Raw genomic sequence first — 23775 nt, 5'->3', positions numbered from 1 at the left:
GTAAAACCGCCTTTATAGGGCGGCTTCTTTTATTTTATATGCCAAATTGACGCACGAATTCTTTATACTGTTCTTCTTCAACCTTTTTTATTATGTGTTTACATTCTAGGCATCTTGCACGACGTACTTTACCAAATAGAGCACCAATCATTAAAATAAAGAAAATAAATGCAATAGGTATTGTGATAATGAAAATTGTAGATAATGACATACATAGAAACAAAATTCCAATTACATGAGATTTCTTTATTAATTGTATTTTATTGCTACCGCATTTAGGACATTTAATAATGTTTTGTCCATCCATCCTTTATCCCCCTATAATTTAAATGATTTTATATATATTAATTGATTCATTTTATTTAAGTATATCAAACGTAAAGGTAAATTTATCCATAAGGAAGAGGGATTATTCCTCTAATCAATTTTAAACTAGCTAAAAATGTGGATTAGGTTTAATCAAAGATTATTTTCTTAACAATTTCTTTGAATCTATCACTGTTTAATAACTCTTCAAATGTCACAACATTACCATTTTCATCAGGTTCTGCATACTTAATTTTAAGTCTATAATTGTGTTTGTCTTTTTTCTTACTTTTACCCTTATCCTTATCTTTCATTTTCATTCCTCCCAAAGATATTTAAAATTCAATAGGATTATACATTAATTTGTATTTAAAAGTCAAAATATTCAGTTTATAAATGAAATAATTATTTATACGTGAAATTTCACTTGTTAAAACTAGAAATAAAAATTGTTAATGATAAAGAAGAAAGACCATCGAATCATTGATGGTCTCCTTTGTTGTCAAACTAAATAATTATTTTATTTATTAACGAAATTTTTAAGTTCATCAAATTATTGGTGATCTTTTTTGTTGTCTTCAACTAATTCAATTACTTCTTCGATATTACACTCAAGATATTCACAAATACTAATTAATACAGATAGAGCTACATTTTCTCCCTTAGACATCTTAGCTAGTGTTGATGGAGATATTTTAAGATCCCTTTTTAAATCGCTCTTTGTTTTATCTCTTTTGATTAAAGTAATTTCCATTGGTTTATAACTGGCTTTTAAGACCATTTATAAATCATCCTTTCATTTTTAAAAAGTACAACTTCTCGAACTAATTCTATCACAAATTATATATTTTTTACTACTAAACGAAAGATACTCCGAAATTAATGTTGACTTGTTTGTATTTGATAGTGTAAATTAAGTATAAGAAATCGAATTTTTTATACTATAAGTTGTACTTCCTGATTTCTTATATTTTTTTATAGGGAGAGATTCACATGATAGCAATTAATGAAAATGTCAAAAAAGTATTTGTTTATGACACTGTAGAAGAATGGGGAATTACAGAAAGCGAAACAGAGGCAAAACAAATTGATTCTACATACAAATTAGCAACAATTGAAGATTTACATACGCTTGTTTCGTCTTGTGGTCATGTTTTTCAAGGTAAACTTTTAACGGTGGATGGTATTGTTGAATGGCACGAAGATTGGGAATCTGATGAGTTATCTGGTATTGAAGAAGCGTATGATGCAAGCGAATATAAATTAGTGAATTAATAATTGTTTTATTTATAAACATCAGGGGTACATCTTTTAATTATCAACGAGAAGATGTACCTTTTCTTAACTATGCCTAAATTTAGTGGAAGGAGGGGAAAAGGATGAAACCGGGAAACATTAATCAATATGCAGAGCTATCACAGTTTCGTGATTTGAAAAATTTCAATGACTGTATTGAACAATGGATGATTGATATAAAGAATTTATTAACTAAGTCTGAATTGGTAGCATTGAAGCGACTAATCAGATATAGTAGCAAGTTTCCCGGTGTATCCAATGCGAAGATACAAACTATTGTTGCAGCTACTCATAAAGATGATGTTGGGATATCACGTAGTAGTTTTGAACGTATGCTTCGGAAAGCAAAGAAGTTCGGTATGATCGTTGTTAATAACACATTTAGTAAGGGAAAACAATGTCATAATGTTTATGTATTTCAGCGTTATCCATTACAAGAAGAGAAGGGGAATTCCATTTCTCAACAATCTGACGTACTGAATGATAAGAAAATTGACGGAGCAGAAACTGGTAATCTTTCTAAAACTAGCAACAAAAAAGATATAAATAAACGTAACATAGACGCTACCATTGTTAGTCAATTTAAATGTGAAAAAGTAAATGAAGAACAACAAGAACTGACAGCAGAATTCACATCTGAGTGTGTACCAAGTGAATTTACTAAACTAGCAAGTTGTTTCTGGAACTCTGCTAAAACTATTGAGTCATTGTGGCAACGTGTAGAAATCTGTGCGTATAAGAATGCTTATGAAAATGAACATGACATAAAGCTTGATATAGGTGTGCAAAGTCTTAGACAAGCTATCAGAGGGATAAAGATGGGCAGAGTGAGAGACTTCAAGGGGTACATGTATGGGATCATGAAGAAAAAGTTTCGTGAAAAGTATTTTGAGGAATTGTATGATTATGATGGTGGTAAGAGTGTTGTTATATAATCTTAACTATAAGGATGGTGATAATTCGTGGAAATTGAAAAACATTTACATAGTAATGAAACTCATGATGACTGGGAAGCTTTTATTCTAATTTATGAGAACGAAGAATGTGAAAGAATTGATTATGGTGTGTATTCTGATAAGGGTGAAGCATTAAACGTTTTAAATGAAGCTGCTGAAGAATTATTGAAGCATGAAAATTTAGAGTCGATTAGAAAAGAAATTGAATACTATATGGATTTATAAACCTGATAATGTTGGGTTTATAAATTAGGGTGCGTCAAATTTGACGTGTAAATTAGGAGTGCTCACTTTTGAGTGAAAGTAACGACTTACATTTACTCATTACTAATTTAGTAACGACCTATTAACGTTCGTAACTGAAATGGTGACGACCTTATATGATACCTAATCATTTTTGTCGATAACGGAATTATAAAAAGGTCGTTCAGACGGATTTGTTTTAAATAAGAGTGATAATGCCGAAAAGGTTATCTATAATGTAGGATACCTTGTAATTGTCTATATAATATAGAAGGTTTTAGTATCCTTATTGTTTTTGTGACCATAAAGATAGATGCTTAAATGCGACTAAAATAAAAGAGCACCTTATACTGGTGCTCAATAAAATAGCAGTATGGAAGCTCTTTTTCAATGTTAGAACCCTAAATTTTAGTGATTTGTGGTCACAAACGTGGTCACATCTGTGGAAACACAATAGTTATCTCAAATATTTTTTCGTCACGCCTACACCAACAAAGCTAGTCCTGATAGGGGGTTGATTCCTTTTTTATAATTCTATCGACTACTTCATGTAAATCATCGGGCTTCAAAAATTCAATAGGGGAAAACCCTTTTTCAAACGTAAGCGTGTCCGCTTCAATCATCAGTACATATTTATCATTAACCTTCGCAATATGAACTTGTTCACCAAAATCCGCAAGCAATGCCTTCACAGAAATGTGGTCTGCCTTTAGTTTTAATTCTATCTCAGGGGTATGCTCCACAATTTGTGCCGTAGCTTCCATAACTTCTTCTGTTGTGAAATGCTCCATAATTTCACGTTTAGGACTTGCAGCCCACACTTCCATCGCTTGGTCGAATTGTTCACGTTCTTCTGTACCTTCTTCAAAGACGTCTTCAATTTGGTCGTATACCATGCCCATAACTTGTGTTTTCATAATTTCTGGCATGGAACGCTCGTATTCTACGAATTTTAAGAAGTCTTCGAAGTAGCGGGCGTGTGATGCTTGATGGATTTTTAGTTCGCCGTGCTCCACGATGCCTTCTTCTGGCATGTATGGATATTGAATCGACTTCATATTTTTCGTTGTAATGGCCATTTCAACATTTCGAATTAGTGTTGCTTCATCAGAAATAGAAGCAACTTTTGGTTCGAAGTCACATTTCATTACAAAGACGAACGGATCGTCAAAGTATTTGCGAAGCTTTGCCTGAACAACGAGAAATACACCGCCGCGTACAGCGCTTGTATCAATATAGGTATAGACGAGCGGTTCGTTTGTATCCTTAAAGGTTTCTTTCGTTTCTGCAAAGCGAATGCGGTTAAATAGGTTGTAGTTCGGGTTTGAATCTAATTCATGGCCAACTTCAACAATGAAGCAACCGATTTTTGTCGGAACTTGTTCGCTTTTAGGATGACGGTCTACTTTTCGCTTCGAAATTTTTAATAATTCTCCGTCTAGAAAGTCTTTTAATGGACTGTCTTCGTATTCTTCTGCATCTAACGTTTGAAAATGTTTATAACGTTTGTCTGCTTGTTCACCTTGTCCGTCTACTTGTACGACGTAAAAGGATAGGAAATTTATTTCAAAATCCATGATTATCACCTTGTTTCATTTCGTTAACTCTTTTCAGTATAGAGATGGAGAAAACATTCGTCAATTTAATAACAATGGTGTTTTCATTCGTGCGGATGGGGGACACTTATTTATCTTAAAAAGAGTCATTATGTATTACATTTTTAAGTAATATTGGTATAATAAAATATCGAGTGTATAAAAATTGTCACAGTGTATTTTTTGGTATATACTGGATGGGTAAGACGATAAAATTTTTACATGAAATATGTGTAGACTTTTATGAAGGAAAAGAGTAACTTAAGATATGGTATAAATAAGACAGTAATACATAAAATTTATTTTAAAAAGTAATGTAATTATACATACATAGAATTGTTGAAACTAGAAAAAAAAGATAGAGAATAGAAGGAGAGAGTAATTTGTTGCGTAGGGTTCGAATTTTAGTCGTAGGAACATTCTGCTTAGGTGTAGTTAGTGGGTGCGGAACGAAAGCTAATGAAGTTGCATTAGTGAGTGGCGTTGGTGAACATGCTGTAGAAGCGAAAGCAGAGGTAAATAAAAGTATTAGTTTAGTAGATGGCAGAACTGGGAAAGAAGTAAAAAAGATAGATTTAGCAAGTTTAGGTTATTTTGAAGATGAAAAGACCTTTAAAAAAGAAGTCTCTAAGGTAGTTAGCGAAGTTGCAAAGAGTGTAGATACAAAGATGGTTCCTTCTCGTATGAAGAGTGATGGTACGTGGGTAGAAGGAAAACCTGCTTACGAATTAATGGAAAAAGAGTTAGTAGATAAGTTAATGAATGTTGGAATGTGGGATTCTACTTATCAGTTGCCAATTGTAGAGAAAAAGCCTGTTGCTACAGCAGAAGCTGGAAAAGGAAATGGAACAGTCGTAGGGAGATTTGAAACGAATTTGGGTGGCTCTACTGGTGGTAGAATAGAAAATATCCGTTTGTCTGCAGGCACTGTCAATGGAGTTGTATTAGGTAAGGGAGATAGATTTTCCTTTAACGCTTTAGTAGGAGATACAACACCTGACAAGGGCTATCAATTAGGGAAAGAGATTGTAGATGGTAAATTAGTAGATGGATATGGCGGAGGGGTATGTCAAACTTCTTCCACATTGTTTAATGCTGCAGATCAAGCTGGATTAAAAATGGTGGAGAGATCAACACATTCAAAAGAAGTAGGTTATGTACCTAAAGGCAGAGATGCAACGATTGCATATCCATATTTAGATTTAGTATTTGAAAACGCAAGTGATAACCCAATAAAGCTTGTAATGTACTTAGATGGTCAGAAATTAGTCGCAGAGGTACGTGCTGTATAGGTTGTTATAGGTGTAGGTATTGCGCTCTTTTTAGAAAACTTCTGAAAAGATGTGAATTGAAGTAAATAGATGTATACAAAAAGGTGCTACTTATGAAAGCGCCTTTTTGTATTGCCAATTAAATGTATCTTTACTTCATACGTTATAATGCAATCCAATATCTTTTTACGACATTACCATCTTCTTCAATATAATTTGAATCAGGTATACCGCCATTTTTGATAATTGTTTTTTCTGAACCGATATTACTCTCGTCACAAACAAGAAGCGCTTTTTTGATACCTAGTTCTTTCGTTTTTTCCAATGCTAAATGTAATAAAATAGTAGCGTACCCTTTTTGTCTTTCAGAAGGGCGGATGCCATAACCGATATGCCCGCCGCAATGTAATAATTTATCTGTTAATTGGTGGCGTATATTTACAGCGCCAACGACTTTATTTTGTTCTGTAATTAACCAATAAGTAGAATCAGGTACCCAACCTTTAGGAAGATTTTCACCTTTCTCTGAGTCTATTAGAAACTGAATCATTCCATGAAAATCTGATGGGTCTTTACTAATGATCCATGGTACCATATTTTCGCCGCTATCTTTCCATTCCTGATAGAAATTTAAATATTCATTTTGTAGTTCCAGTGTAGGTTTTACTAGTGAAACATTCATTTGCATGCTCCTTTAATATAGAATATTTATAATGTTAACACAGTTTTTGTTATTTATAATATGGGTTTTGAAGTAATAGCTGTTTCTACTTAACTGAGATAATTTAATTAGGTATTCATTTTCATAGAAGAGATTCATATGTTGAGAAATGAAAATCGATATAAAATATACTAATTAATAATCCATTTCCAAATTATTTTTCTGTATTCTTTTCATAATATCAATTAATATATATAAAACAATGTTAATTCAACAAACAAGGAGTGAAACATAATGGACTACCAACAAATAAAAATGAAAACATTAGAGGGGAAAAAAATAAGTAGATTGAAATCATATATAGCAGAAACAAAATCTGTTTTAAAGAATTCCTTACATATAAATTCGCTTATAAAAAATAATCAAAAAAACAGCGAGAGGGAAATTAGATACTATGCGATAAATTCTTGTCTAACAAAATTAAATCATTATATTGATTTGAATTTTGAGATAGCTGGATTATCCGAAGAAGAAATTAACAAAAATGTTTTTTCTGGAGAAAAAGTAGTTTCTGTTTTAAAGTTCATTGACTTTTCAATCGCTAACAACAAAATAAATATGAAAACATTGAAAGATCGTGAATTTTGTATTTTTTCTGATGTTGAACATACGAATCTGTTTTTATTACAGGCTAAGCACGAGATGTTAGTGTATGGGGATATTAAAACTTGGATTATTAATTCACTTTCATATAAGGAATATATATAGACTATAGAGAAGTGAATGATTGATAAGGAATAAAGAAATTTTATTAGTATGATTTGTATTTTTTCTGATTAAAATGTGCTGATTTATGGAAGCGGGGTATTTTTTCTCCTATTAAAGAGCTGAATAGTCATAAAAAAGAGGTATAATGAAAGACTTTGTCGAATTTTTTGTGAAATATCAAATTCCGAAATGTAAATAATTTAGGGATTTTAGACAGAAAAAGGGGTCTTATCATTGGAGAAAATAAAGGAACTATCAATCCCAAATAACGTAAGAATTATTGTTATTTCCGATATTCATGGGGAATTAGAACTTTTCAAAGCGCTATTAGAAAAGGTTAAATTTAGTAAAGAAGATTATTTAATCATTAATGGTGACCTTTGTGAGAAGGGGAGTAACAGTAAAGGTGTTGTAAACTACGTAATGGAACTCTCATTTAAGAATCCAAATGTTCACGTTATAGAAGGGAATTGCGATACTGTAGTTGAAGAACTTTTAAATGAAAATCCACATTTAATAAACTATTTATGTACAAAGCAGCACTCTATATTGAATGAATGGTTGGAGCATATAGGCTATTTTGTGAGTGAAGATACAAACATCAGAGAGATAAAGGAGATACTGGAAAATCAATTTTCAAAAGAAATAAAGTGGCTTACAGAATTACCTACTGCAATTGAAACGGACGATTACATTTTTGTTCATGCAGGATTAGATGAAATAGAGAATTGGAAAGATACAAATCGAGATACTGCCATTACATTGCCGGCATTTTTACATAAGTCACATCGTGCAAAAAAATATGTAATCGTTGGACACTGGCCAGTTGTTAATTATTCTTCAGAATTACCATCAGATAATCCAATTATTGAACATACAAAAAAAATAATTTCAATTGACGGTGGAAATGCGATTAAAGAGACGGGTCAATTAAATGCATTTATTATTCATAAGTCATCTAGTGAAGATACATTTTCACATACATATGTTGATCATTTTCCAAAATATAAGGTGTTAGAGGACTTTTGTGCGGAACCTATGATGAGCGGTTTGATTACATATCCACGATATGAGATTATACCAGTTAAAAAAGGTAAGCATTTTACTTTATGTGAGCAGCTTGAAGCAAAACAATTACTTAACGTTAAAAACGAATATATACATCAAAATGAAGCGGGAAGTTCTTATGCTAAAACGGATGTTTCTTGTGCGCAAATAGGTGTAAATAAAGGGGATACTGTCTCTATAATTGATGACAGCTGCACAGGATATGATTTGATAAAAAGAGATGGTGTAGTTGGTTGGGTAGCTAAAGGTATCTTAGCTAGTGAAATGGAGGTGTGACAATTGGTTTCTCAACTGGAAATAGAAGAAGTGAAAATAATAGATAAAGATATTGAAAAGCTTGCGGAACTTTTGAGAGTAGTAGTAGATGACGGGGCATCGATAGGTTTTTTACCACCAATGACACAAGAAGAAGCGATAAAGTACTGGAAATCCGTGTTAAGTTCTGAAGTTATACTATTCATAGCAAAGATAAATAATGAAATAGCGGGCAGTGTACAATTGCATTTAAGTACGAAGCAAAACGGGAGGCATCGAGTTGAAATTGGAAAACTAATGACTCATCCGAAATTCAGACGTAATGGAATTGGACGTGCACTTATGCAAAAAGCAGAAAAAAGAGCGATACAAGAAAATAAATCGCTTTTAACATTAGATACTAGAGAAGGGGATCCTTCGAATCAACTCTATATATCATTAGGGTTTGTAGAAGCGGGGAAAATTCCCCACTATGCTAGGTCGGCAAATGGAGAATTACATGCAACGGTGTTTTATTATAAAATGATTTAGTGAATTTTTGAATGCAAAATGTAAGCGACTATGATGATCTTTATTTTGTGTGAAATTACTTAAAAATGACATGATAAATTAACATTTTATAATAATCTATTAGCAGCCCTATTTTAGAATTTTGTTAGCAAGGTTCTAAGATAGGGTATTTATGTTTTTATAAAATATTTCTTTTTTTAAGAAAAATATTGAGAAAATCTTTCATTTGTCAGATTTATAAAAATTAGAAAGGTGAAATTTTACCTACCCTAGAATTACTCGTACATTCGAAACAATTCTAGAGTAGGAGAGTGATAGTTTTGTTGAAAAAAGTTGTCACAGTTGCTACCGTAATTCCATTGATTTTTGGTATGATTCATACTGTTTCAGCGGTAGAAGAGATACAAGGAAAAGTGCAAAATGTCTCACTACAAGAACAGGCAACCGAATATTTAAAAGGGAATGCAGCGCAGTACTCTTTGAAGTCGGATATATCAGATTTACAATATGTTTCTACGACAGATACAGAGGTGGCATCTTATGTTAGATTTCAACAAGCAGTTAATGGATTTCCTGTATTCTCTAGACAAGTAACCGTAACGCTCAATAAAGGAGGACAAGGTGTGTTGGCAGTTTCGGATTACCTTCCTGTACAGAGCGTGAAGGAAATTAAGCAAAAGCTAAGTGAAAAGGAAGCGGAAGGTAAATCTACTCAGTATCTAGAAGCTGATGATGCGACTTTATGGGCTCCAACTACGCGTGAATTTGGATATATAATAGAAGAAGGTGTGGCAATTCCCGTGTATCGGGTTGTCATTCATTCTCAAAAACCATTTGGTGCTTGGGAAACATTTATTGATGCAGAAAATGGGAAATTACTTAAGAAAAAAGATTTAAACCGAAAAGCAGAAGGACAAGGGAAGGTGTTTCTTCCAAACCCTGTAGCAACGAGTGGAAACTTAGCCGGATTGACTGATAATAAAGACTCAGATTCTACTGCGTTGAATAACCAATTGAAAACGGTCACTTTAAAAGGTCTCAATGGGTCAGGATATTTGGTTGGAGATTATGTGACGATTGCGTCGAAAGTAAAAACGTATTCTGCTTCTCTTCAATATAACTACACACGTTCAAATGATAGATTTGAAGATGTTATGGCATATTATCACATCGATACTTTGCAGCGATATATACAACAACTTGGGTTTAATAATATTAACAACCGTTCTATTAAAGCAAATGTGAATACATCTACAGCAGATAATTCTTTTTATTCGCCTTCAACTAAGGCGCTGACATTTGGTTCTGGCGGAGTTGATGATGCGGAAGATGCAGGGGTGATTGCCCATGAATATGGCCATTCTATACAAGATAATCAAGTTGCTGGATTTGGGAACTCTTCGGAAGGCGGAGCTATGGGAGAAGGGTTTGGAGATTTCTTAGGAGCTACATATGAAGATGCTGTATCAGATACAGGTTATGGAAAAGCTTGTATTGGAGAATGGGATTCAACTTTTTATTCCAATACGAATCCAACTTGCCTTCGTAGATTAGATAATAACAAAGTGTATCCGAAAGATATAGTGAATGAAGTTCATGCGGACGGTGAAATTTGGTCACAAGGTGAGTATGACATGGCGCAAGCTTTTGGCCGAGATATTGCGACAAAAATTATTTTACAATCGCATTGGTCTCTTACTCCTAACGCTACTTTCCGTGACGGTGCTAAAGCGATTAAGCAAGCGGATGCCCTCCTATATGGAGGACAGCACGGTGCAGAAATTGATCGTATTTGGACGGCGCGAGGCATCAGTACAAACTAGTTGTAAAATAGTGAATTTAAAGGGAATAGATCTAGAAATATAGAAGGTAACAGGATATCGACATTTGTTGATATCCTGTTATATATGCTTAAATTGGAAAAATATCGGGTGAATTTATTGACAATAAGTATAATTGTAACTAAAATGATTACATCTAATTTGTTATTCTATATTCTTGTGAAGTGATGCAAGTGAAAAGGATAAACATAATTTGGAACATAAAATGAAGCTTCTAGTATTGGGAGTTTGTTTCATTCTGCACACTTGTGCAGGAGAAAAAAGGAGGTTAAATAATTGCAAACAGAATTACAAATGAAAGTACAAGTCGCTAAGGATAAGCGAATTATTTTAGCAATCATTCTCGGAAGTTTATCTGCGATTGGACCGCTTTCTATTGATATGTATCTTCCAGCTTTTCCAGCTTTAACAGACGATTTGCATGCGACAAGTGCACTTACACAGTTAAGTTTAACGGCATGTTTGTTAGGAATTGCGTTAGGACAATTGTTGGTCGGTGCATGGAGTGACCGTCAAGGAAGGAAAAAACCAATTGTAATTGGTCTTGTTATTTATGCAGTTACGTCATTATTATGTGCGCTAACCCCCTCTGTCTGGACACTTATTGTATTACGTTTTATTCAAGGGGCAGCTGGTTCAGCGGGGATTGTACTTTCACGTGCGATTGTGAGAGATTTATACACGGGATCAGAGCTTACGAAATTCTTTTCTGCTTTAATGTTAGTAAATGGAGCTGCACCAATCTTCGCACCTATTATTGGGGGACAAATTTTAAGTTTTGCTTCTTGGCACTGGGTATTCATTGTGTTAGGTATACTAAGTGGATTTATGTTATTAAGTGTTATATTTATATTGCCAGAAACGTTGCACGAAGAAAAAAGAACCGCAGGTGGTTGGGGAGAGAGCTTATCGCATTATAGACGCTTATTACAAGATCGTGTATTTATGGGGTATGCACTTTCTCAAGGATTTATTACAGCAGCGATGTTTGCCTATATTTCAGGATCACCGTTTGTCATTCAAAATATTTTTGGTGCTTCGCCGCAATTATATAGTTTATTTTTTGCGATTAACGGTTTTGGGATAATCATTGCCTCACAAGTTACAGGGCGTTTGGCAGGGAAAATTAAAGAACGTACTTTATTAGTAACGGGACTTCTTTTAGCTTTATTCGGAGGCACAATGCTTCTTTTGATTATTTTGCTGGCTCCTTCTTTAATAGGGGTGTTAATCTGCTTCTTTATGATTGTTTCTAGTGTAGGGATTGTTGGGACGACGGGGTTTACGTTGGCGATGCAAAATCAGCAAAAGGCAGCGGGAAGCGCTGCGGCTTTACTAGGACTGTTACCTTTTATCTCTGGCGCTGTAGTAGCACCTATAGTCGGCATTCAAGGAGAGCAGACTGCCGTACCAATGGGAATAACAATTGTTTGTTGTCATATCGGTGCAATGCTTAGCTTTATCATTTTAACGAAACGAACAAAAAATTAAAAACTCTAATTTGAAATTATTATGCATGATAATGTTTACATTTTAAAGGGGCACAGTTTTTAGGTAGCTTTTATATTAATTATATAAGTCGTTTAAGTATACCCCTCTTTTGTTGTGAGAGGGGGTTTTTTATAACGTTTGAAGGTGAGAAAAGATGGATGGAAATACGGGAAGTGAGCACATATTAATAAAGAGGCATGCTGATCTTTTCTCACCGATTAACGGTAAATGGGAGAGATATTCTTTGATGTGACAAGGAGAAAATGATAAAGATATCTATATATTTTGTTCAAGAAAAAACGGTTTAGCTGAAGAGATATTATTACATTACTGGTTATTATATGATTATTGATTCAGGTAAGGGAATGACAATCCAATTTTTAATATAACGTAGAGGAATCCGAGAACCGATTGGATATATGAATTGATTGTGGCCGTTATGCGGATTTATTTGATTATGATGAAGAAGTGAGACAATTGTTTATAGAAGAATAAATGGGAGTATGTTTTATGGTATTCTTATGAGAGCAAAGGTCGATTATTAGAAGATAGGGGTGAAGAAAATGACGTTGCAAGAGATTGCACTTCATATACTTGTAGCTATATTTGCTGGGGCCCTTATCGGGACGGAGCGTCAGTGGCTTCATCGTATGGCAGGGTTAAGAACAAATGCTTTGGTTTCATTAGGTGCATGTTTGTTCGTTTTATTATCAGTGATTGTGACAGGGGAATCGAGTCCCACCCGGATTGCAGCTCAAGTTGTTAGTGGAATTGGCTTTTTAGGAGGGGGAGTCATTATTCGCGACGGCTTTAGTATTCGAGGGTTAAATACAGCTGCAACATTATGGTGTTCTGCAGCTGTAGGAACTCTTGTTGGAGCAGGTTTTCTAAAAGTGGCTATACTAGGGGCATTTGGCGTTTTAATAGCTAATATTTTCCTTCGTCCAGTTGCACTATTTATGAATAAGAAATCAACTGATCAAATGCCAGAAAAAATGAGTTATGTATTATCCGCAACATGCTCTAATACAGATGAAGTTCATATTAGGTTGTTACTTATGCAAATGTTAAATACAGAAGACATTGAGTTAAGAGAATTATATAGTGAAGAGATTGAAGAAGGTAAAAAAGTAACGATTCACGCAGTTTTACATTGTAATACTAAGAAAACAATTCTTATTGAAAAAGTAGTGAATGGTCTTAGATTAGAAGTAGGCGTTACAGCTACTGGATGGAAAGCTATTTTTGAGCAAGAGGGCGATTAAAAAGATACAAGTATAAATTTCGTACGTGTCAAAGAACAATTACAGTCAACTACCCACCACTGGGCTCTTGCCCGTCACGCGCTTGAAGGTGAAGGCTTCTTTCGGAAATACGTTAAAGTGGAAACGCCATCATGTAAGGATGAATTAACATAGTGTGTATGTTGATTCATTTTTATTTGAATGACGTTTTAAATATTTAGATTATTCTGTATAATTGAAAGCAAAACTTTTTAAATTATACAGTGAGGCGGTTAAAGATATGAAAAATGTGAAAGAAATGATCAAAATTGAGGATATTCTCGTTGCATATAATACGTTAAAAGATGTGATTCGAAATACATCTTTAGAGCGCGATTCAATTTTATCAGAGAAATATCAATGTAACGTATATTTAAAACGAGAGGACTTACAAGTTGTTCGTTCTTTCAAAATACGAGGTGCCTATAACTGTATTAGCAGTTTACCGATGGAAGACTTGAAAAAAGGAGTTGTCTGTGCAAGCGCTGGTAATCATGCACAGGGCGTAGCTTATACATGTCATAAATTACAAATTCCAGCAAAGATTTTTATGCCAAATACCACACCAAACCAAAAGGTATCACAAGTACGCTTTTTTGGAGGGGATTACATAGAGGTAATCTTGCAAGGAGATACATTTGACAGCTCATATGGGCAAGCTGTCAAATATTGTGAAGAATTTGGATTAACATTTATTCATCCGTTTGATGATCCAAGGGTTATTGCAGGACAAGGGACGGTTGGTGTAGAAATTTTACATGATACGGATTGTACGATTGATTACATGTTTATGGGAATTGGGGGAGGAGGCTTAGCAGCAGGAGTAGGAACATACATAAAAGGGATTAGTCCTTTAACGAAAATTGTTGGGGTGGAACCAGAAGGTGCCGCTTCGATGAAAGAGGCGCTTGCGCAAGGAGTGGTTGTCACGCTTCCACATATTGACTCATTTGTGGATGGGACAGCGGTTAAACAAGTTGGTTATCTTACATATGAAATTTGTAAACGTGTGCTAGATGATATTGTTGCTGTACCGGAAGGAAAAGTATGTACAACATTACTTGAGCTTTATAATAAAAATGCGATTGTAGCAGAGCCATCTGGTGCACTGCCAATTGCAGCGCTTGATTTATACCGAGATGAAATTCGCGGAAAGACAGTTGTTTGTATTGTAAGTGGTGGCAATAATGATATCGATCGGATGCAAGAAACAAAGGAAAGAGCATTAATTTATGAGGGACTGAAGCATTATTTTATTATTAATTTCCCGCAGCGGCCTCGGGCGTTACGTGAGTTTCTAGATAACGTACTCGGACCACATGATGATATTACACGTTTTGAGTATACGAAGAAGAATAATAAAGATAATGGTCCGGCACTAGTTGGAATTGAACTGCAGAAAAAAGAAGATTATGAGCCTTTTATTAGAAGAATGGAAGAACAAGGAATACATTATATGGAAATCAATCACAATCCAACATTATTTAATCTATTGATTTAAAAGGAGCATGAAAATGAATTTAGAAAAAAGGAAATCAGCTGAAGAAGAAATAGTAGAATTAAAGGAGCTTGTAAAAGAGTTGCATGGTTCTATCCATCAACTGCAATCAGAAGTGCAGCAAATGCGGCATGAAAGGCCAGTTGTACAAATGAAAAAGGGGATTGAATGGACACCAACAATGGTTGGACAGGTTGGCGGAATCATTTTAGGTGGTCTTGCAATTATCGGTATCTTTTGGTGAAAAAGAAAGGTTTACGGCTCATGCCGCAAACCTTTTTACATTAAATAACGTAAATAAATATATGCATGTGATAAAAGTAGTGCAACAATTGTTAATGGTAACCCGATTTTTAAGAAATCCATGTACGAGAAACCGCATCCTTCACGTTTAGCAATGCCTGCTACAACGACGTTGGCAGAAGCACCAATTAGCGTACCATTTCCTCCTAAGCAAGCTCCAAGTGATAATGCCCACCATAATACTTCAATTTGCGGGGAATCTGCTGCAAGTCCAAGTCCGCTTGCTAAGTTTTGAATAAGCGGAATCATCGTTGCGACAAACGGAATGTTATCAATTGTGGCAGAAGCAGCGCCGGATACCCATAAAATTAAGATAGATGCATAGCCGATATCTCCATTTGTTACGTCTAATACTTTTTTTGCAAGGGAGGAAATAAGTCCGATATCAACAAGTGCACCGACAAGAACGAATAAACCTGCAAAGAAGAAAATCGTTACCCATTCAATATGTGCAAATACATTTTCAATTTCGTGCTCTTTTACACCGATTAGCATTAAAAGGACAGCGCCAAGTAGAGCGATAACGGCAGCATCAACATGAATAACAGAATGGAAAATAAATCCAAATATTGTTAGTCCTAAAATGGATAAAGACTTAACGAGTAGGTTGTGATCACGAATATAATCAGTTTCATTTAAAGACATCAGTTTCTGGATTTGTTCGTCTGTTGTTTTTAATTTGTTACGATACATGATATATAAAATAAGTAACGTAACGGCAGAAATAATAGCAACAATCGGTGCTAAATTCAGTAAAAATGCATTAAAATCAAGATGCTTATTTGCAGATCCAATCATAATGTTTGGAGGGTCACCAATAAGCGTCGCTGTTCCGCCGAGATTAGAAAATATTACTTCTGAAATTAAAAATGGAACAGGAGGTACCTTCAAAATACGTGTAATCGATAATGTAACAGGTACAACTAATAAAACCGTTGTTACATTGTCTAAAAATGCAGAACCAACTGCGGTTAAGAGGGATAGAAGCAGTAAAATGCGAATTGGCTTTCCGCCCGCAACTTTAGCAGCTTTAATTGCCACATATTCAAAGACACCAGATTGACTTGTGATATGTACGAGGATCATCATTCCGATTAATAGAGTGATGGTTTCCCATTGAATATGTGTAGAAAAAGCAGTATGTAAATCTACTATTCCCATAATCACCATAATAGCAGCGCCAAGTAAAGCAATAACAGCACGGTTAATTTTTTCAGAGATAATAAAGCCGTATGTGATTAAAAATACAGCAATGGCAAAATAGTATTGCCAGTTTGCAACTTCGTGTGCGGAATGATCCAATGTGTTCACCTTCTTTTTAAGAATCCTATACGTAGTAGTGTATAAAAATGTCGAAATGCACCCTTCTGCATAAATATTATTGTAGCAAATTCACATGCAGAAAGAAATGAAAATACGGAACACATCAAAAAGATAAATAATTTCACATATCGTATTGAATATAAAAAATAAAAAGCAAAAAAATATGCAAAGTAATCATTGTCCTCTATTATAAGAGATAGCAATTTACATTATTTTTTCGTAAACTGATTAAAAGAGGTGAAATTCGATGGAAATAATTACAGATACTACTGTCGTACAAAGTGAAATCGAACATTTTCTAAATCAAGATGTATACCTTCATTTAGAGACGACAAATGGTGCATATGCTTCACATGTAAATGAAAAAACGATGACAGTTGGGGCATTTATCCGTAATGCAGTGATTCGCTTTGAACGCGGCAAGATTACAGGAACGAATCCATATCGTGTAGGTTTAAAAATGGAGCATGGCTGGGTATACGCAGAAGGTGTGACACATTGGGAAAAAGATGAAAAAAATCGTCTTTTATTAGCAGGACATGATGAAAAAGGGCGTCTTGCAGTTGCACTGCAATTAAGTTTAACGCCATTTGCATAAGGAGTGGAGATAATGGAAAGACACGTACTTGTAGTATTTCCGCATCCAGATGATGAATCATTTGCGGCGGGGGGAACAATTCGTCAATATCGAAATAATGGAGTCCCTGTTACGTATGCTTGTGGGACACTTGGTCAAATGGGACGGAATATGGGGAAAAACGTATTTGCCAATCGTGAAACAATTCCAAGTATTCGTAAGCGAGAATTAGAAGAAGCTTGCCAAGCGATGAGAATTGAAGATTTACGTTTACTTGGCTTCCATGATAAAACGTTAGAATTTGAAGACGTTGAATTTGTAGCGGATAAAATTGAAGAAGTAATTCGTGATGTGAATCCGTCTTTAATCATCACATTTTATCCTGAACACGGCGTACATCCAGATCACAATGCATTTGGACGCGCAGCTGTTCGTGCAGTAGAACGTATGCCGAAAGAAGAGCGTCCAGTTATTCATGCGGTGGCTATCACGAAAAATCGTGAGGAAGTATTAGGAAAGCCAGATGTAGTTAATGATATAAGTAACGTATTACCGCAAAAATTAGCAGCGCTTCGTGCACATCGTTCCCAAACAGAAGCGATGTTAGAAGAAATGGAAGAAAAGCTAAAAAAACAAGATCCAGCAACGACAAAATGGTTACAAGGTGAACAATTTTGGACGTATAAATGGGAATCATGAGTTAGAAGTAACAAACCTTCTAGCCTGTGAAATAGAACTAGAGGCCGTAATGATGGAATCTCGTTTCTTTGTGTAAATAGGCACATCGAGTTAATTCCTTTCATACAATACAAGCGAATTGTAGAAAGAGGGGGATATTAATGGACTATTCATACGAAGATGTGTACGGAGATTTTCGAAATGGTTATCAATTAAGCGGAGAAGTAGTTTCTAGCGTGGATCCATATGTTGTGCAAACGTTACAAATGATTGTTGGGAAAAATGTTGTTGTCGACACAATGCGCGGTAGCTTGCAGGGGATGTTAAGGGCTGTTAAACCAGACCATATTGTAATTGAAGAGGAAGATACACCGTTCTTTATTCGGATGCAGCAAATTGTTTGGATTACGCCGGAAGGATAGTGTGGATGAAAGAACCTTTAACTTTTATACATTAGTAATGATGGTAATAACCAAGAAGTCTGCTAAGTTGTAATGTAGGTTTATAAAAAAGTTTGATAAAAATCACCTCGTGAGATATTACAATCTTAAGAGGTGATTTTTTGTCTAATAGAAAAAGAGTAACTTCTATAAAAAAGAGGTTGAAGATTATAAGTAAGGTGAAACTTTAATCAGAGGGGGGCTTCATTCCCCACTGATTATCAGCCCTCACCAATTGGGCTTTTACGGGCAGTTTATCTCCTACCTAACTTCTGTGTTTTTGCTGAATTTTGAGGTAGGAGTATTACTACCCACGAATAGCGGGATAAATCTTTAGGCTTTCTTATTGTTGTAAAGAGCGAATGTTACTTCTGCTTCACAAGCGATTTCTCCATCTACTAAAGCAACAGCATTTGCTTTTGCAATTAAACCACGAACTCTTGTTATTTCTACTTCTAAATGTAACTGATCTCCAGGGTGGACTTGTTTCTTAAAACGACAACGATCAATGCCAGCAAACAACCCAATTTTTCCTCGGTTATCATCTTTCATTAACATGATAACTGCACTTACTTGTGCCAACGCTTCTATTATTAGAACGCCCGGCATTACTGGATAATCTGAAAAGTGACCATTAAAGAATGCTTCATTAGCAGTAATATTTTTAATTCCGACTGCGCGTTTTCCTTCCTCTATTTCAAGTATGCGATCAACTAATAAAAATGGGTAACGATGTGGAATAATCTCTTTAATTTGTTGAGTGTTGAACATGAATCCCTCTCCCTTATACTTTCACAAGTAATTATTTAATTTACATTATTTTCATTTTATATTATTGACACAAATTGGTATGTGATACTAATATTAGATTATAATATCAAGTGTAAAAATAGTAAAGGAGGACAAATAAATGAGGTCAAAAGCAAGAATTACAGCTATTGGTACCTATGTACCTGAAAAGAAATTAACAAATTTTGAGCTGGAGCAAATGGTTGAAACAAATAATGAGTGGATTATTCAAAGAACAGGAATTCACGAACGCAGAATAACTCGTCCTGATGAATTTACTAGTGATTTATGTGTATCTGCCGTAAAGGACTTAATGTACCGATATAATAAAAAAGTCGAAGATGTAGATATGATTATTGTGGCAACTAGCACACCAGATTTTCCATTCCCATCTGTCTCCAGTATAATACAGGACCAATTAAATATATCCCAAACTGGTGCCATAGATTTAAGTGCAGCATGTGCAGGGTTTGTTTATGCATTGCATACAGCAAACAGTTTAATTTCTTCTGGGCTCCACAAAAAGGTGCTAGTTATTGGAGCAGACACAATCTCAAAAATTACAGATTATAAAGATAGAAGTACATGTGTTTTATTTGGTGATGGTGCTGGCGCGGTATTAGTTGAAAGGGATGAACAATCAAAAAGCTTTATTGAATTCCACCTAGGAAGTGATGGGAGAGGAGCACAACATGTATATCGTCCTGGACTATCAAAAAAGATCAATGGAATTGAATTAATCGATACTCAATATCTTGTACAAAATGGTAGAGAAGTTTTTCGATGGGTTGTAAGGAATGTTCCAGATAGTATAAGACAGATTTTAGAAAAAACGCAAATGAGTTTAGATCAGGTTGATTGGTTTATACCTCATAGTGCTAACTTACGGATAATAGAACCGATTTGCGAAAAATTAGAATATCCATTGGAAAAAACCCTTTATAGCTTAGTTAACTTTGGAAATACTTCTGCTGCAACAATTCCTTTAGCTCTTGACCTTGGAATCCGTGAGGGAAAAGTCAGAAATGGAGATCGAGTTCTTATGTACGGATTTGGATCTGGTTTGGTTCACGCTGGACAGCTTTTAGAATTAAATTTTGATGAACAAATTAATACTCCTACACCGTTGTGATGTATACCAAATCATTATTTAACTAACCAATGATTTGATGAACAGGGCTGCTCTTATCGACATACTACTTTTCTTATTCACTACCATAGAGGAACTTAATCCTCTTAAAAGTAGCTTCAATATTATAAAATCTAACCTTTATGTATTCCACAGAAGTTCGATTACTTAGTTGTTGAATTAAATCTACTAACTCAGGTATGTCGTTTGAAAAAGCTTTCTAAACTTCAATAAAATCCCCTCCTTTGAATAAATGATGTATTTATTTTAAATTTTGCTTCTAGTATAATCAATTTAATTGTTATTATGAAAAAAATTCCAAAGGAGGGGTTGTTTTTGAAAAGAGTGAATGTAGTTTCAGCTTTAATTTATGATGATAATGACCATATATTAATAGTTAAAAACAAAAAGGGTGATTCTTATTATTGGAGTCTGCCGGGTGGGGCAGTTGAAGGAGATGAGACTTTAGAAGAGGCTGCAATTCGCGAAGTAAAAGAGGAAACAGGGTTTAATATTGCTGTAGATAAATTACATTCTATTAGGGAAGTGTTTTTTGAAGAAAGAGGTCATCATGCTTTAATTGTTACATTCCATGCAAAGATTATTGATGGAGAAATAAACATTAATGATCCAGATAATGATATTGTAGAAGTTAGATGGGCACATAGTGAAGCCGTAAAGAAATTGATGCCGTCTTTATTTGAGATGTTAAAAATAAATTTTGATAAGGATAACATACAGGCTTTTTATGCATTTGAAGGTACCAAATAAAATCAAGAACAGGTTCTATTGTTAATAAAAGAGTAGTGTACATAGTGGTAATTAAATATTTATTGTATTTGTGTTTTTTCTATTAAGTGAGAATTTTGGTAGCATTAGATTTGTAATTAGAGGAAAGAGGCTGTCCTAGAAGTGAAACTTTTAGGACAGCCTCTTTCATTATATAAAGGAGAGTGGAACCTATTTCACACCAACTGCATCATATGACTGCTTCACGGCTGTCACTTCTGCAGAGTTTGCGCCATATAAATCAGCTGCTGCTTGTACTAAACCAGCACGCGCTTGACTAAAAGTTGCAGATTCAGTTAAGTATACAGTATTTGCACGATAGTAGATTGCACCTACTTTATCTTTGCCAATACCATTTACCGTTACACCATAATGTGTACCACCATTTGCTAATAAGTACGCAGCTTTATTGATAATACCGCTATTTGTATGAACGCCGCCATTATCACTTGAACCTGTATAACGTTTAGAGTAATGATCTGGATCATCATATTTTGTTGGATCACTCATCGAACGAAGTGCATCCCCAGCTGTACCAGGTGTATAAATATCTTCTCCAACTTCCCAATCTGGGTTACGGTTATCATAGTATTCTATTAATGTTCCAAAGATATCAGAAAATGCTTCATTTAATGCACCAGATTCATTTTGATAAATAAGGTTTGAACTATATTCTGTAACGGCATGCGTTAACTCATGTCCGACAACATCAATCCCTCCAGAAAATGGAATGAATGTATATCCATCTCCATCACCGTACACCATTTGTGATCCATTCCAAAAAGCATTGTTATAATTTTTTCCATAATGAACCGTCGATTTTAACTGTGCGCCAGCATCGTTATAAGAGTTGCGGTTAAAGGTTTTCTTATAATAATCATATGTTACACCTGCATAATAATGTGCATCCACCGCTGCCGCATCACGGGTAGCATTAAAGATGTTATCTGTATCAGCCCATAAAGTTCCTGGAAGAGTCGAACGATTCTTTGCATCATATGTGTAAATGGTTGCACCGTGTGTATTGTCTTGTAAATAATAGCTAGATCTGGATAATGTTGTATTAATAGATTTTGTATCGCCTAATACTCCTTTACCTGTTCCAACTTTATTTGTTCCTGTTACAGGTTTAATCGGTGCAGTATTCTCAGTATTAGCATTATGAATTGTATTGTATTTATTCAGTACTTTACCGCTATCAGCTTCAATGAAATAATAATAGTTTCCTGGCTCTGGATCTAAGAAATTTAATTTCACAACATATGCGTATGTTGTTTCCTCACCATTTTGATATACAAATAAATCTGCCGCCGGCTCTACTTCATATTTTGGATTCATTCCTAAGTCTTTTTGCGCAGCAGCAATTGCTTCTTTTCCGTCAATTTTATTTTTATTTTTCAGCTTCTCTTTTTTATCTAAATCAGGCGCAACTGTTCCTGATACAACCTTTAATACACCATCTTTTCCAACATGAGCTACTTGAGTATATCCCCATACCGGTACGCCTTCATACATTTGCTGCAGGCGGACAACAGTTGCTTCTCCAATAGGATCTTTTACAATTTTTTGTACTTTAAAGGATTCTTCTGCACCTTTTTCGCCTAGTTTATAATCTTTTTTAGCAGAGTTTAAATAATCAAATACAACAGACTCTGCTTTCTTTCCTGATTCGCTTGTTAGGTTTCCTGATACAAACTCTGGAGACTGAGTAGTCTCATTGTATTTTTTTGTGGAAAGTACATTCTTTGAATCTGCAAAGGCAGAGCTTGTCCCCCCGAACGTTGTCACTGCCATTCCGGTTGCTAACACAAACGCTAGACTCTTTTTCTTCATCATTCTTTCCCCCTAACAAAAATTTAAAAGAATAGATTTATAGTAACATTAAGTTTCTATTATTAGAATACTGAAAATTCAAATAATTTTTTTCTCAAGTTTTTTTGAGTTTTGATAAACAATTTAAAAATTTGGGATTTTCAAAAGAAAATTGTAACTCTAGAAAACAAGCGAAACGATTGAGTGTTTTTGGCTAAAGTCGTTATGAAACGGTACATATAAGCATAATTCATGTTGCTACAGCATATAAAACTGATAGCACCCGTACAAATGCTAGAGGCTATTTAGAGTAGGTTTACATAATGGGAGGGGGAATATTAATGAATCAAAATCTTTCTACAAAACTAGTTGTAGCAATTGGAATTGGCTCAGCAATATATGGTGTATTAGGATTATGGGGATTTTCTATTGCACCGAATACTTTTATTAAACCAGCACTTGCTTTATTAACGATTTTCGGTGCTATCTTTGGACCAATCGCAGCTTTATTAATTGGACTTATCGGTCATGCAATAACAGATGCTATTGCTGGTTGGAGCATTTGGTGGGGCTGGGTATTAAGTTCAGGAATCATTGGCTTATTTATGGGATTTGTCCAAAAGCGCCCTGCATTTAGTGTGAAAAATGGAACGTATAGTAAGGGAGATATCGTTTACCTTTCTATTACGGGTGTAATTGGTATTCTTTTGGGAATCGTCTTTGCTGGTATATTTGACATTTTCATTATGGGCGAACCGTTTGATAAAATTGCTATTCAAGTAGGTGGTGCGATTATCGCAGATGTTCTCGTGTTCTTTATCCTCGGTTTACCAATCGTGTTAGGACTTGCGAAGGCAAATAAAAAGAATACACAATTAAAGGTCGAGAAGTAA

26 protein-coding genes are annotated in these 23775 nt (G+C 34.7%); 18 read left to right on the top strand and 8 right to left on the bottom strand.

Annotated features, from left to right (window positions below; genetic code table 11):
* Positions 1 to 34: 34 nt before the first annotated feature.
* The 3 genes from PLX19_RS18130 to PLX19_RS18120 form a co-directional block, all read right to left on the bottom strand.
* Positions 35 to 307, bottom strand: a complete 273-nt coding sequence (locus PLX19_RS18130; protein ID WP_272190155.1) for a hypothetical protein — start codon at positions 305 to 307, stop codon at positions 35 to 37.
* Positions 308 to 455: 148 nt separating this feature from the next.
* Positions 456 to 620 (bottom strand): hypothetical protein, encoded by a 165-nt coding sequence (locus tag PLX19_RS18125; RefSeq protein ID WP_272190154.1) that lies wholly within the window; start codon positions 618 to 620, stop codon positions 456 to 458.
* Between the two features lie 239 nt (positions 621 to 859).
* Positions 860 to 1087 (bottom strand): helix-turn-helix domain-containing protein, encoded by a 228-nt coding sequence (locus tag PLX19_RS18120; RefSeq protein ID WP_272190153.1) that lies wholly within the window; start codon positions 1085 to 1087, stop codon positions 860 to 862.
* A 212-nt stretch (positions 1088 to 1299) separates the two neighbouring features.
* Here PLX19_RS18120 and PLX19_RS18115 point away from each other — a divergent pair, with 212 nt between their 5' ends.
* The 3 genes from PLX19_RS18115 (at position 1300) to PLX19_RS18105 (ending at position 2783) form a co-directional block, all read left to right on the top strand.
* Positions 1300 to 1581 carry a hypothetical protein gene (locus PLX19_RS18115; RefSeq protein ID WP_272190152.1) on the top strand — a complete coding sequence of 94 codons (282 nt, stop codon included), beginning with the start codon at positions 1300 to 1302 and terminating at the stop codon, positions 1579 to 1581.
* 104 nt (positions 1582 to 1685) lie between these two features.
* Positions 1686 to 2537: a hypothetical protein gene (locus tag PLX19_RS18110; protein WP_272190151.1), complete on the top strand. Its 852-nt coding sequence runs from the start codon at positions 1686 to 1688 to the stop codon at positions 2535 to 2537.
* A 27-nt stretch (positions 2538 to 2564) separates the two neighbouring features.
* Positions 2565 to 2783 carry a hypothetical protein gene (locus tag PLX19_RS18105; RefSeq protein ID WP_272190150.1) on the top strand — a complete coding sequence of 73 codons (219 nt, stop codon included), beginning with the start codon at positions 2565 to 2567 and terminating at the stop codon, positions 2781 to 2783.
* A gap of 515 nt (positions 2784 to 3298) precedes the next feature.
* Here the strand turns inward: PLX19_RS18105 and PLX19_RS18100 are convergent.
* Positions 3299 to 4378, bottom strand: coding sequence for a DUF3900 domain-containing protein (locus PLX19_RS18100; protein WP_272190149.1), 1080 nt, complete (start codon positions 4376 to 4378; stop codon positions 3299 to 3301).
* Between the two features lie 401 nt (positions 4379 to 4779).
* Between PLX19_RS18100 and PLX19_RS18095 the strand changes: the two genes are divergently transcribed.
* Positions 4780 to 5688 (top strand): VanW family protein, encoded by a 909-nt coding sequence (locus PLX19_RS18095; RefSeq protein WP_272190148.1) that lies wholly within the window; start codon positions 4780 to 4782, stop codon positions 5686 to 5688.
* A 142-nt stretch (positions 5689 to 5830) separates the two neighbouring features.
* On the opposite strand, the gene PLX19_RS18090 is transcribed toward PLX19_RS18095, so the two are convergent.
* Positions 5831 to 6349, bottom strand: coding sequence for a GNAT family N-acetyltransferase (locus PLX19_RS18090; RefSeq protein ID WP_272190147.1), 519 nt, complete (start codon positions 6347 to 6349; stop codon positions 5831 to 5833).
* Between the two features lie 273 nt (positions 6350 to 6622).
* On the opposite strand from PLX19_RS18090, the gene PLX19_RS18085 reads away from it, so the two are divergent.
* The 8 genes from PLX19_RS18085 (at position 6623) to PLX19_RS18050 (ending at position 15286) form a co-directional block, all read left to right on the top strand.
* The gene (locus PLX19_RS18085) at positions 6623 to 7096 is read left to right on the top strand and encodes a hypothetical protein (protein ID WP_272190146.1); all 474 of its coding nucleotides are present in this window, start codon (positions 6623 to 6625) and stop codon (positions 7094 to 7096) included.
* Between the two features lie 234 nt (positions 7097 to 7330).
* On the top strand, positions 7331 to 8440 hold the full coding sequence (locus tag PLX19_RS18080) for a metallophosphoesterase (RefSeq protein ID WP_272190145.1): 1110 nt from the start codon (positions 7331 to 7333) through the stop codon (positions 8438 to 8440).
* Between the two features lie 3 nt (positions 8441 to 8443).
* The gene (locus PLX19_RS18075; RefSeq protein WP_272190143.1) at positions 8444 to 8950 is read left to right on the top strand and encodes a GNAT family N-acetyltransferase; all 507 of its coding nucleotides are present in this window, start codon (positions 8444 to 8446) and stop codon (positions 8948 to 8950) included.
* 350 nt (positions 8951 to 9300) lie between these two features.
* Positions 9301 to 10752 carry a M36 family metallopeptidase gene (locus PLX19_RS18070; RefSeq protein WP_272190235.1) on the top strand — a complete coding sequence of 484 codons (1452 nt, stop codon included), beginning with the start codon at positions 9301 to 9303 and terminating at the stop codon, positions 10750 to 10752.
* Positions 10753 to 11064: 312 nt separating this feature from the next.
* Complete coding sequence (locus PLX19_RS18065; RefSeq protein ID WP_272190234.1) at positions 11065 to 12261, top strand: multidrug effflux MFS transporter; 1197 nt, start codon at positions 11065 to 11067, stop codon at positions 12259 to 12261.
* A gap of 563 nt (positions 12262 to 12824) precedes the next feature.
* A complete protein-coding gene (locus PLX19_RS18060) occupies positions 12825 to 13526 on the top strand; it encodes an MgtC/SapB family protein (RefSeq protein WP_272190142.1) in 702 nt (233 codons plus the stop codon).
* Positions 13527 to 13785: 259 nt separating this feature from the next.
* A complete protein-coding gene (gene ilvA / locus PLX19_RS18055; RefSeq protein ID WP_272190141.1) occupies positions 13786 to 15045 on the top strand; it encodes a threonine ammonia-lyase IlvA in 1260 nt (419 codons plus the stop codon).
* 13 nt (positions 15046 to 15058) lie between these two features.
* The gene (locus tag PLX19_RS18050) at positions 15059 to 15286 is read left to right on the top strand and encodes a hypothetical protein (protein WP_272190140.1); all 228 of its coding nucleotides are present in this window, start codon (positions 15059 to 15061) and stop codon (positions 15284 to 15286) included.
* 35 nt (positions 15287 to 15321) lie between these two features.
* Here PLX19_RS18050 and PLX19_RS18045 read toward each other — a convergent pair whose 3' ends face one another.
* The gene (locus tag PLX19_RS18045) at positions 15322 to 16647 is read right to left on the bottom strand and encodes an ArsB/NhaD family transporter (protein ID WP_272190139.1); all 1326 of its coding nucleotides are present in this window, start codon (positions 16645 to 16647) and stop codon (positions 15322 to 15324) included.
* Between the two features lie 268 nt (positions 16648 to 16915).
* Here PLX19_RS18045 and PLX19_RS18040 point away from each other — a divergent pair, with 268 nt between their 5' ends.
* The 3 genes from PLX19_RS18040 (at position 16916) to PLX19_RS18030 (ending at position 18345) form a co-directional block, all read left to right on the top strand.
* Positions 16916 to 17266 carry a YojF family protein gene (locus PLX19_RS18040; RefSeq protein ID WP_272190137.1) on the top strand — a complete coding sequence of 117 codons (351 nt, stop codon included), beginning with the start codon at positions 16916 to 16918 and terminating at the stop codon, positions 17264 to 17266.
* A 12-nt stretch (positions 17267 to 17278) separates the two neighbouring features.
* Positions 17279 to 17944 (top strand): bacillithiol biosynthesis deacetylase BshB2, encoded by a 666-nt coding sequence (gene bshB2, locus PLX19_RS18035; RefSeq protein ID WP_272190135.1) that lies wholly within the window; start codon positions 17279 to 17281, stop codon positions 17942 to 17944.
* Between the two features lie 140 nt (positions 17945 to 18084).
* The gene (locus PLX19_RS18030; protein WP_272190134.1) at positions 18085 to 18345 is read left to right on the top strand and encodes a YuzF family protein; all 261 of its coding nucleotides are present in this window, start codon (positions 18085 to 18087) and stop codon (positions 18343 to 18345) included.
* Between the two features lie 351 nt (positions 18346 to 18696).
* Here PLX19_RS18030 and fabZ read toward each other — a convergent pair whose 3' ends face one another.
* Positions 18697 to 19134, bottom strand: coding sequence for a 3-hydroxyacyl-ACP dehydratase FabZ (gene fabZ / locus PLX19_RS18025; RefSeq protein ID WP_272190133.1), 438 nt, complete (start codon positions 19132 to 19134; stop codon positions 18697 to 18699).
* Positions 19135 to 19273: 139 nt separating this feature from the next.
* Between fabZ and PLX19_RS18020 the strand changes: the two genes are divergently transcribed.
* Together PLX19_RS18020 and PLX19_RS18015 are read left to right on the top strand one after the other, a co-directional pair.
* Positions 19274 to 20284 carry a ketoacyl-ACP synthase III gene (locus PLX19_RS18020; RefSeq protein ID WP_272190132.1) on the top strand — a complete coding sequence of 337 codons (1011 nt, stop codon included), beginning with the start codon at positions 19274 to 19276 and terminating at the stop codon, positions 20282 to 20284.
* 333 nt (positions 20285 to 20617) lie between these two features.
* On the top strand, positions 20618 to 21052 hold the full coding sequence (locus tag PLX19_RS18015) for an NUDIX hydrolase (RefSeq protein WP_272190131.1): 435 nt from the start codon (positions 20618 to 20620) through the stop codon (positions 21050 to 21052).
* 189 nt (positions 21053 to 21241) lie between these two features.
* Here the strand turns inward: PLX19_RS18015 and PLX19_RS18010 are convergent, their stop codons facing one another.
* Positions 21242 to 22903 (bottom strand): M4 family metallopeptidase, encoded by a 1662-nt coding sequence (locus PLX19_RS18010; protein ID WP_272190130.1) that lies wholly within the window; start codon positions 22901 to 22903, stop codon positions 21242 to 21244.
* Between the two features lie 320 nt (positions 22904 to 23223).
* Here PLX19_RS18010 and PLX19_RS18005 point away from each other — a divergent pair, with 320 nt between their 5' ends.
* Complete coding sequence (locus tag PLX19_RS18005; RefSeq protein ID WP_272190129.1) at positions 23224 to 23775, top strand: ECF-type riboflavin transporter substrate-binding protein; 552 nt, start codon at positions 23224 to 23226, stop codon at positions 23773 to 23775.

This window comes from Bacillus sp. BP-3 (genome assembly GCF_028401955.1).
Taxonomy (GTDB): Bacteria; Bacillota; Bacilli; order Bacillales; family Bacillaceae_G; genus Bacillus_A.
Note: the sequence above shows the minus strand (reverse complement) of the source record. Positions and strands in the feature narration are given on the sequence as shown.

Bases quoted from the DNA above. Each gene is read 5' to 3' on its own strand.
- fabZ (WP_272190133.1), bottom strand. From the start codon at position 19,134: ATGTTCAACACTCAACAAATTAAAGAGATTATTCCACATCGTTACCCA.
- PLX19_RS18060 (WP_272190142.1), top strand. From the start codon at position 12,825: ATGACGTTGCAAGAGATTGCACTTCATATACTTGTAGCTATATTTGCT.
- bshB2 (WP_272190135.1), top strand. From the start codon at position 17,279: ATGGAAAGACACGTACTTGTAGTATTTCCGCATCCAGATGATGAATCA.
- PLX19_RS18130 (WP_272190155.1), bottom strand. From the start codon at position 307: ATGGATGGACAAAACATTATTAAATGTCCTAAATGCGGTAGCAATAAA.
- PLX19_RS18040 (WP_272190137.1), top strand. From the start codon at position 16,916: ATGGAAATAATTACAGATACTACTGTCGTACAAAGTGAAATCGAACAT.
- PLX19_RS18110 (WP_272190151.1), top strand. From the start codon at position 1,686: ATGAAACCGGGAAACATTAATCAATATGCAGAGCTATCACAGTTTCGT.
- PLX19_RS18070 (WP_272190235.1), top strand. From the start codon at position 9,301: ATGATTCATACTGTTTCAGCGGTAGAAGAGATACAAGGAAAAGTGCAA.
- PLX19_RS18010 (WP_272190130.1), bottom strand. From the start codon at position 22,903: ATGAAGAAAAAGAGTCTAGCGTTTGTGTTAGCAACCGGAATGGCAGTG.
- PLX19_RS18090 (WP_272190147.1), bottom strand. From the start codon at position 6,349: ATGAATGTTTCACTAGTAAAACCTACACTGGAACTACAAAATGAATAT.
- PLX19_RS18020 (WP_272190132.1), top strand. From the start codon at position 19,274: ATGAGGTCAAAAGCAAGAATTACAGCTATTGGTACCTATGTACCTGAA.
- PLX19_RS18065 (WP_272190234.1), top strand. From the start codon at position 11,065: ATGAAAGTACAAGTCGCTAAGGATAAGCGAATTATTTTAGCAATCATT.
- PLX19_RS18005 (WP_272190129.1), top strand. From the start codon at position 23,224: ATGAATCAAAATCTTTCTACAAAACTAGTTGTAGCAATTGGAATTGGC.
- PLX19_RS18125 (WP_272190154.1), bottom strand. From the start codon at position 620: ATGAAAGATAAGGATAAGGGTAAAAGTAAGAAAAAAGACAAACACAAT.
- PLX19_RS18085 (WP_272190146.1), top strand. From the start codon at position 6,623: ATGGACTACCAACAAATAAAAATGAAAACATTAGAGGGGAAAAAAATA.
- PLX19_RS18120 (WP_272190153.1), bottom strand. From the start codon at position 1,087: ATGGTCTTAAAAGCCAGTTATAAACCAATGGAAATTACTTTAATCAAA.
- PLX19_RS18050 (WP_272190140.1), top strand. From the start codon at position 15,059: ATGAATTTAGAAAAAAGGAAATCAGCTGAAGAAGAAATAGTAGAATTA.
- ilvA (WP_272190141.1), top strand. From the start codon at position 13,786: ATGAAAAATGTGAAAGAAATGATCAAAATTGAGGATATTCTCGTTGCA.
- PLX19_RS18115 (WP_272190152.1), top strand. From the start codon at position 1,300: ATGATAGCAATTAATGAAAATGTCAAAAAAGTATTTGTTTATGACACT.
- PLX19_RS18100 (WP_272190149.1), bottom strand. From the start codon at position 4,378: ATGGATTTTGAAATAAATTTCCTATCCTTTTACGTCGTACAAGTAGAC.
- PLX19_RS18030 (WP_272190134.1), top strand. From the start codon at position 18,085: ATGGACTATTCATACGAAGATGTGTACGGAGATTTTCGAAATGGTTAT.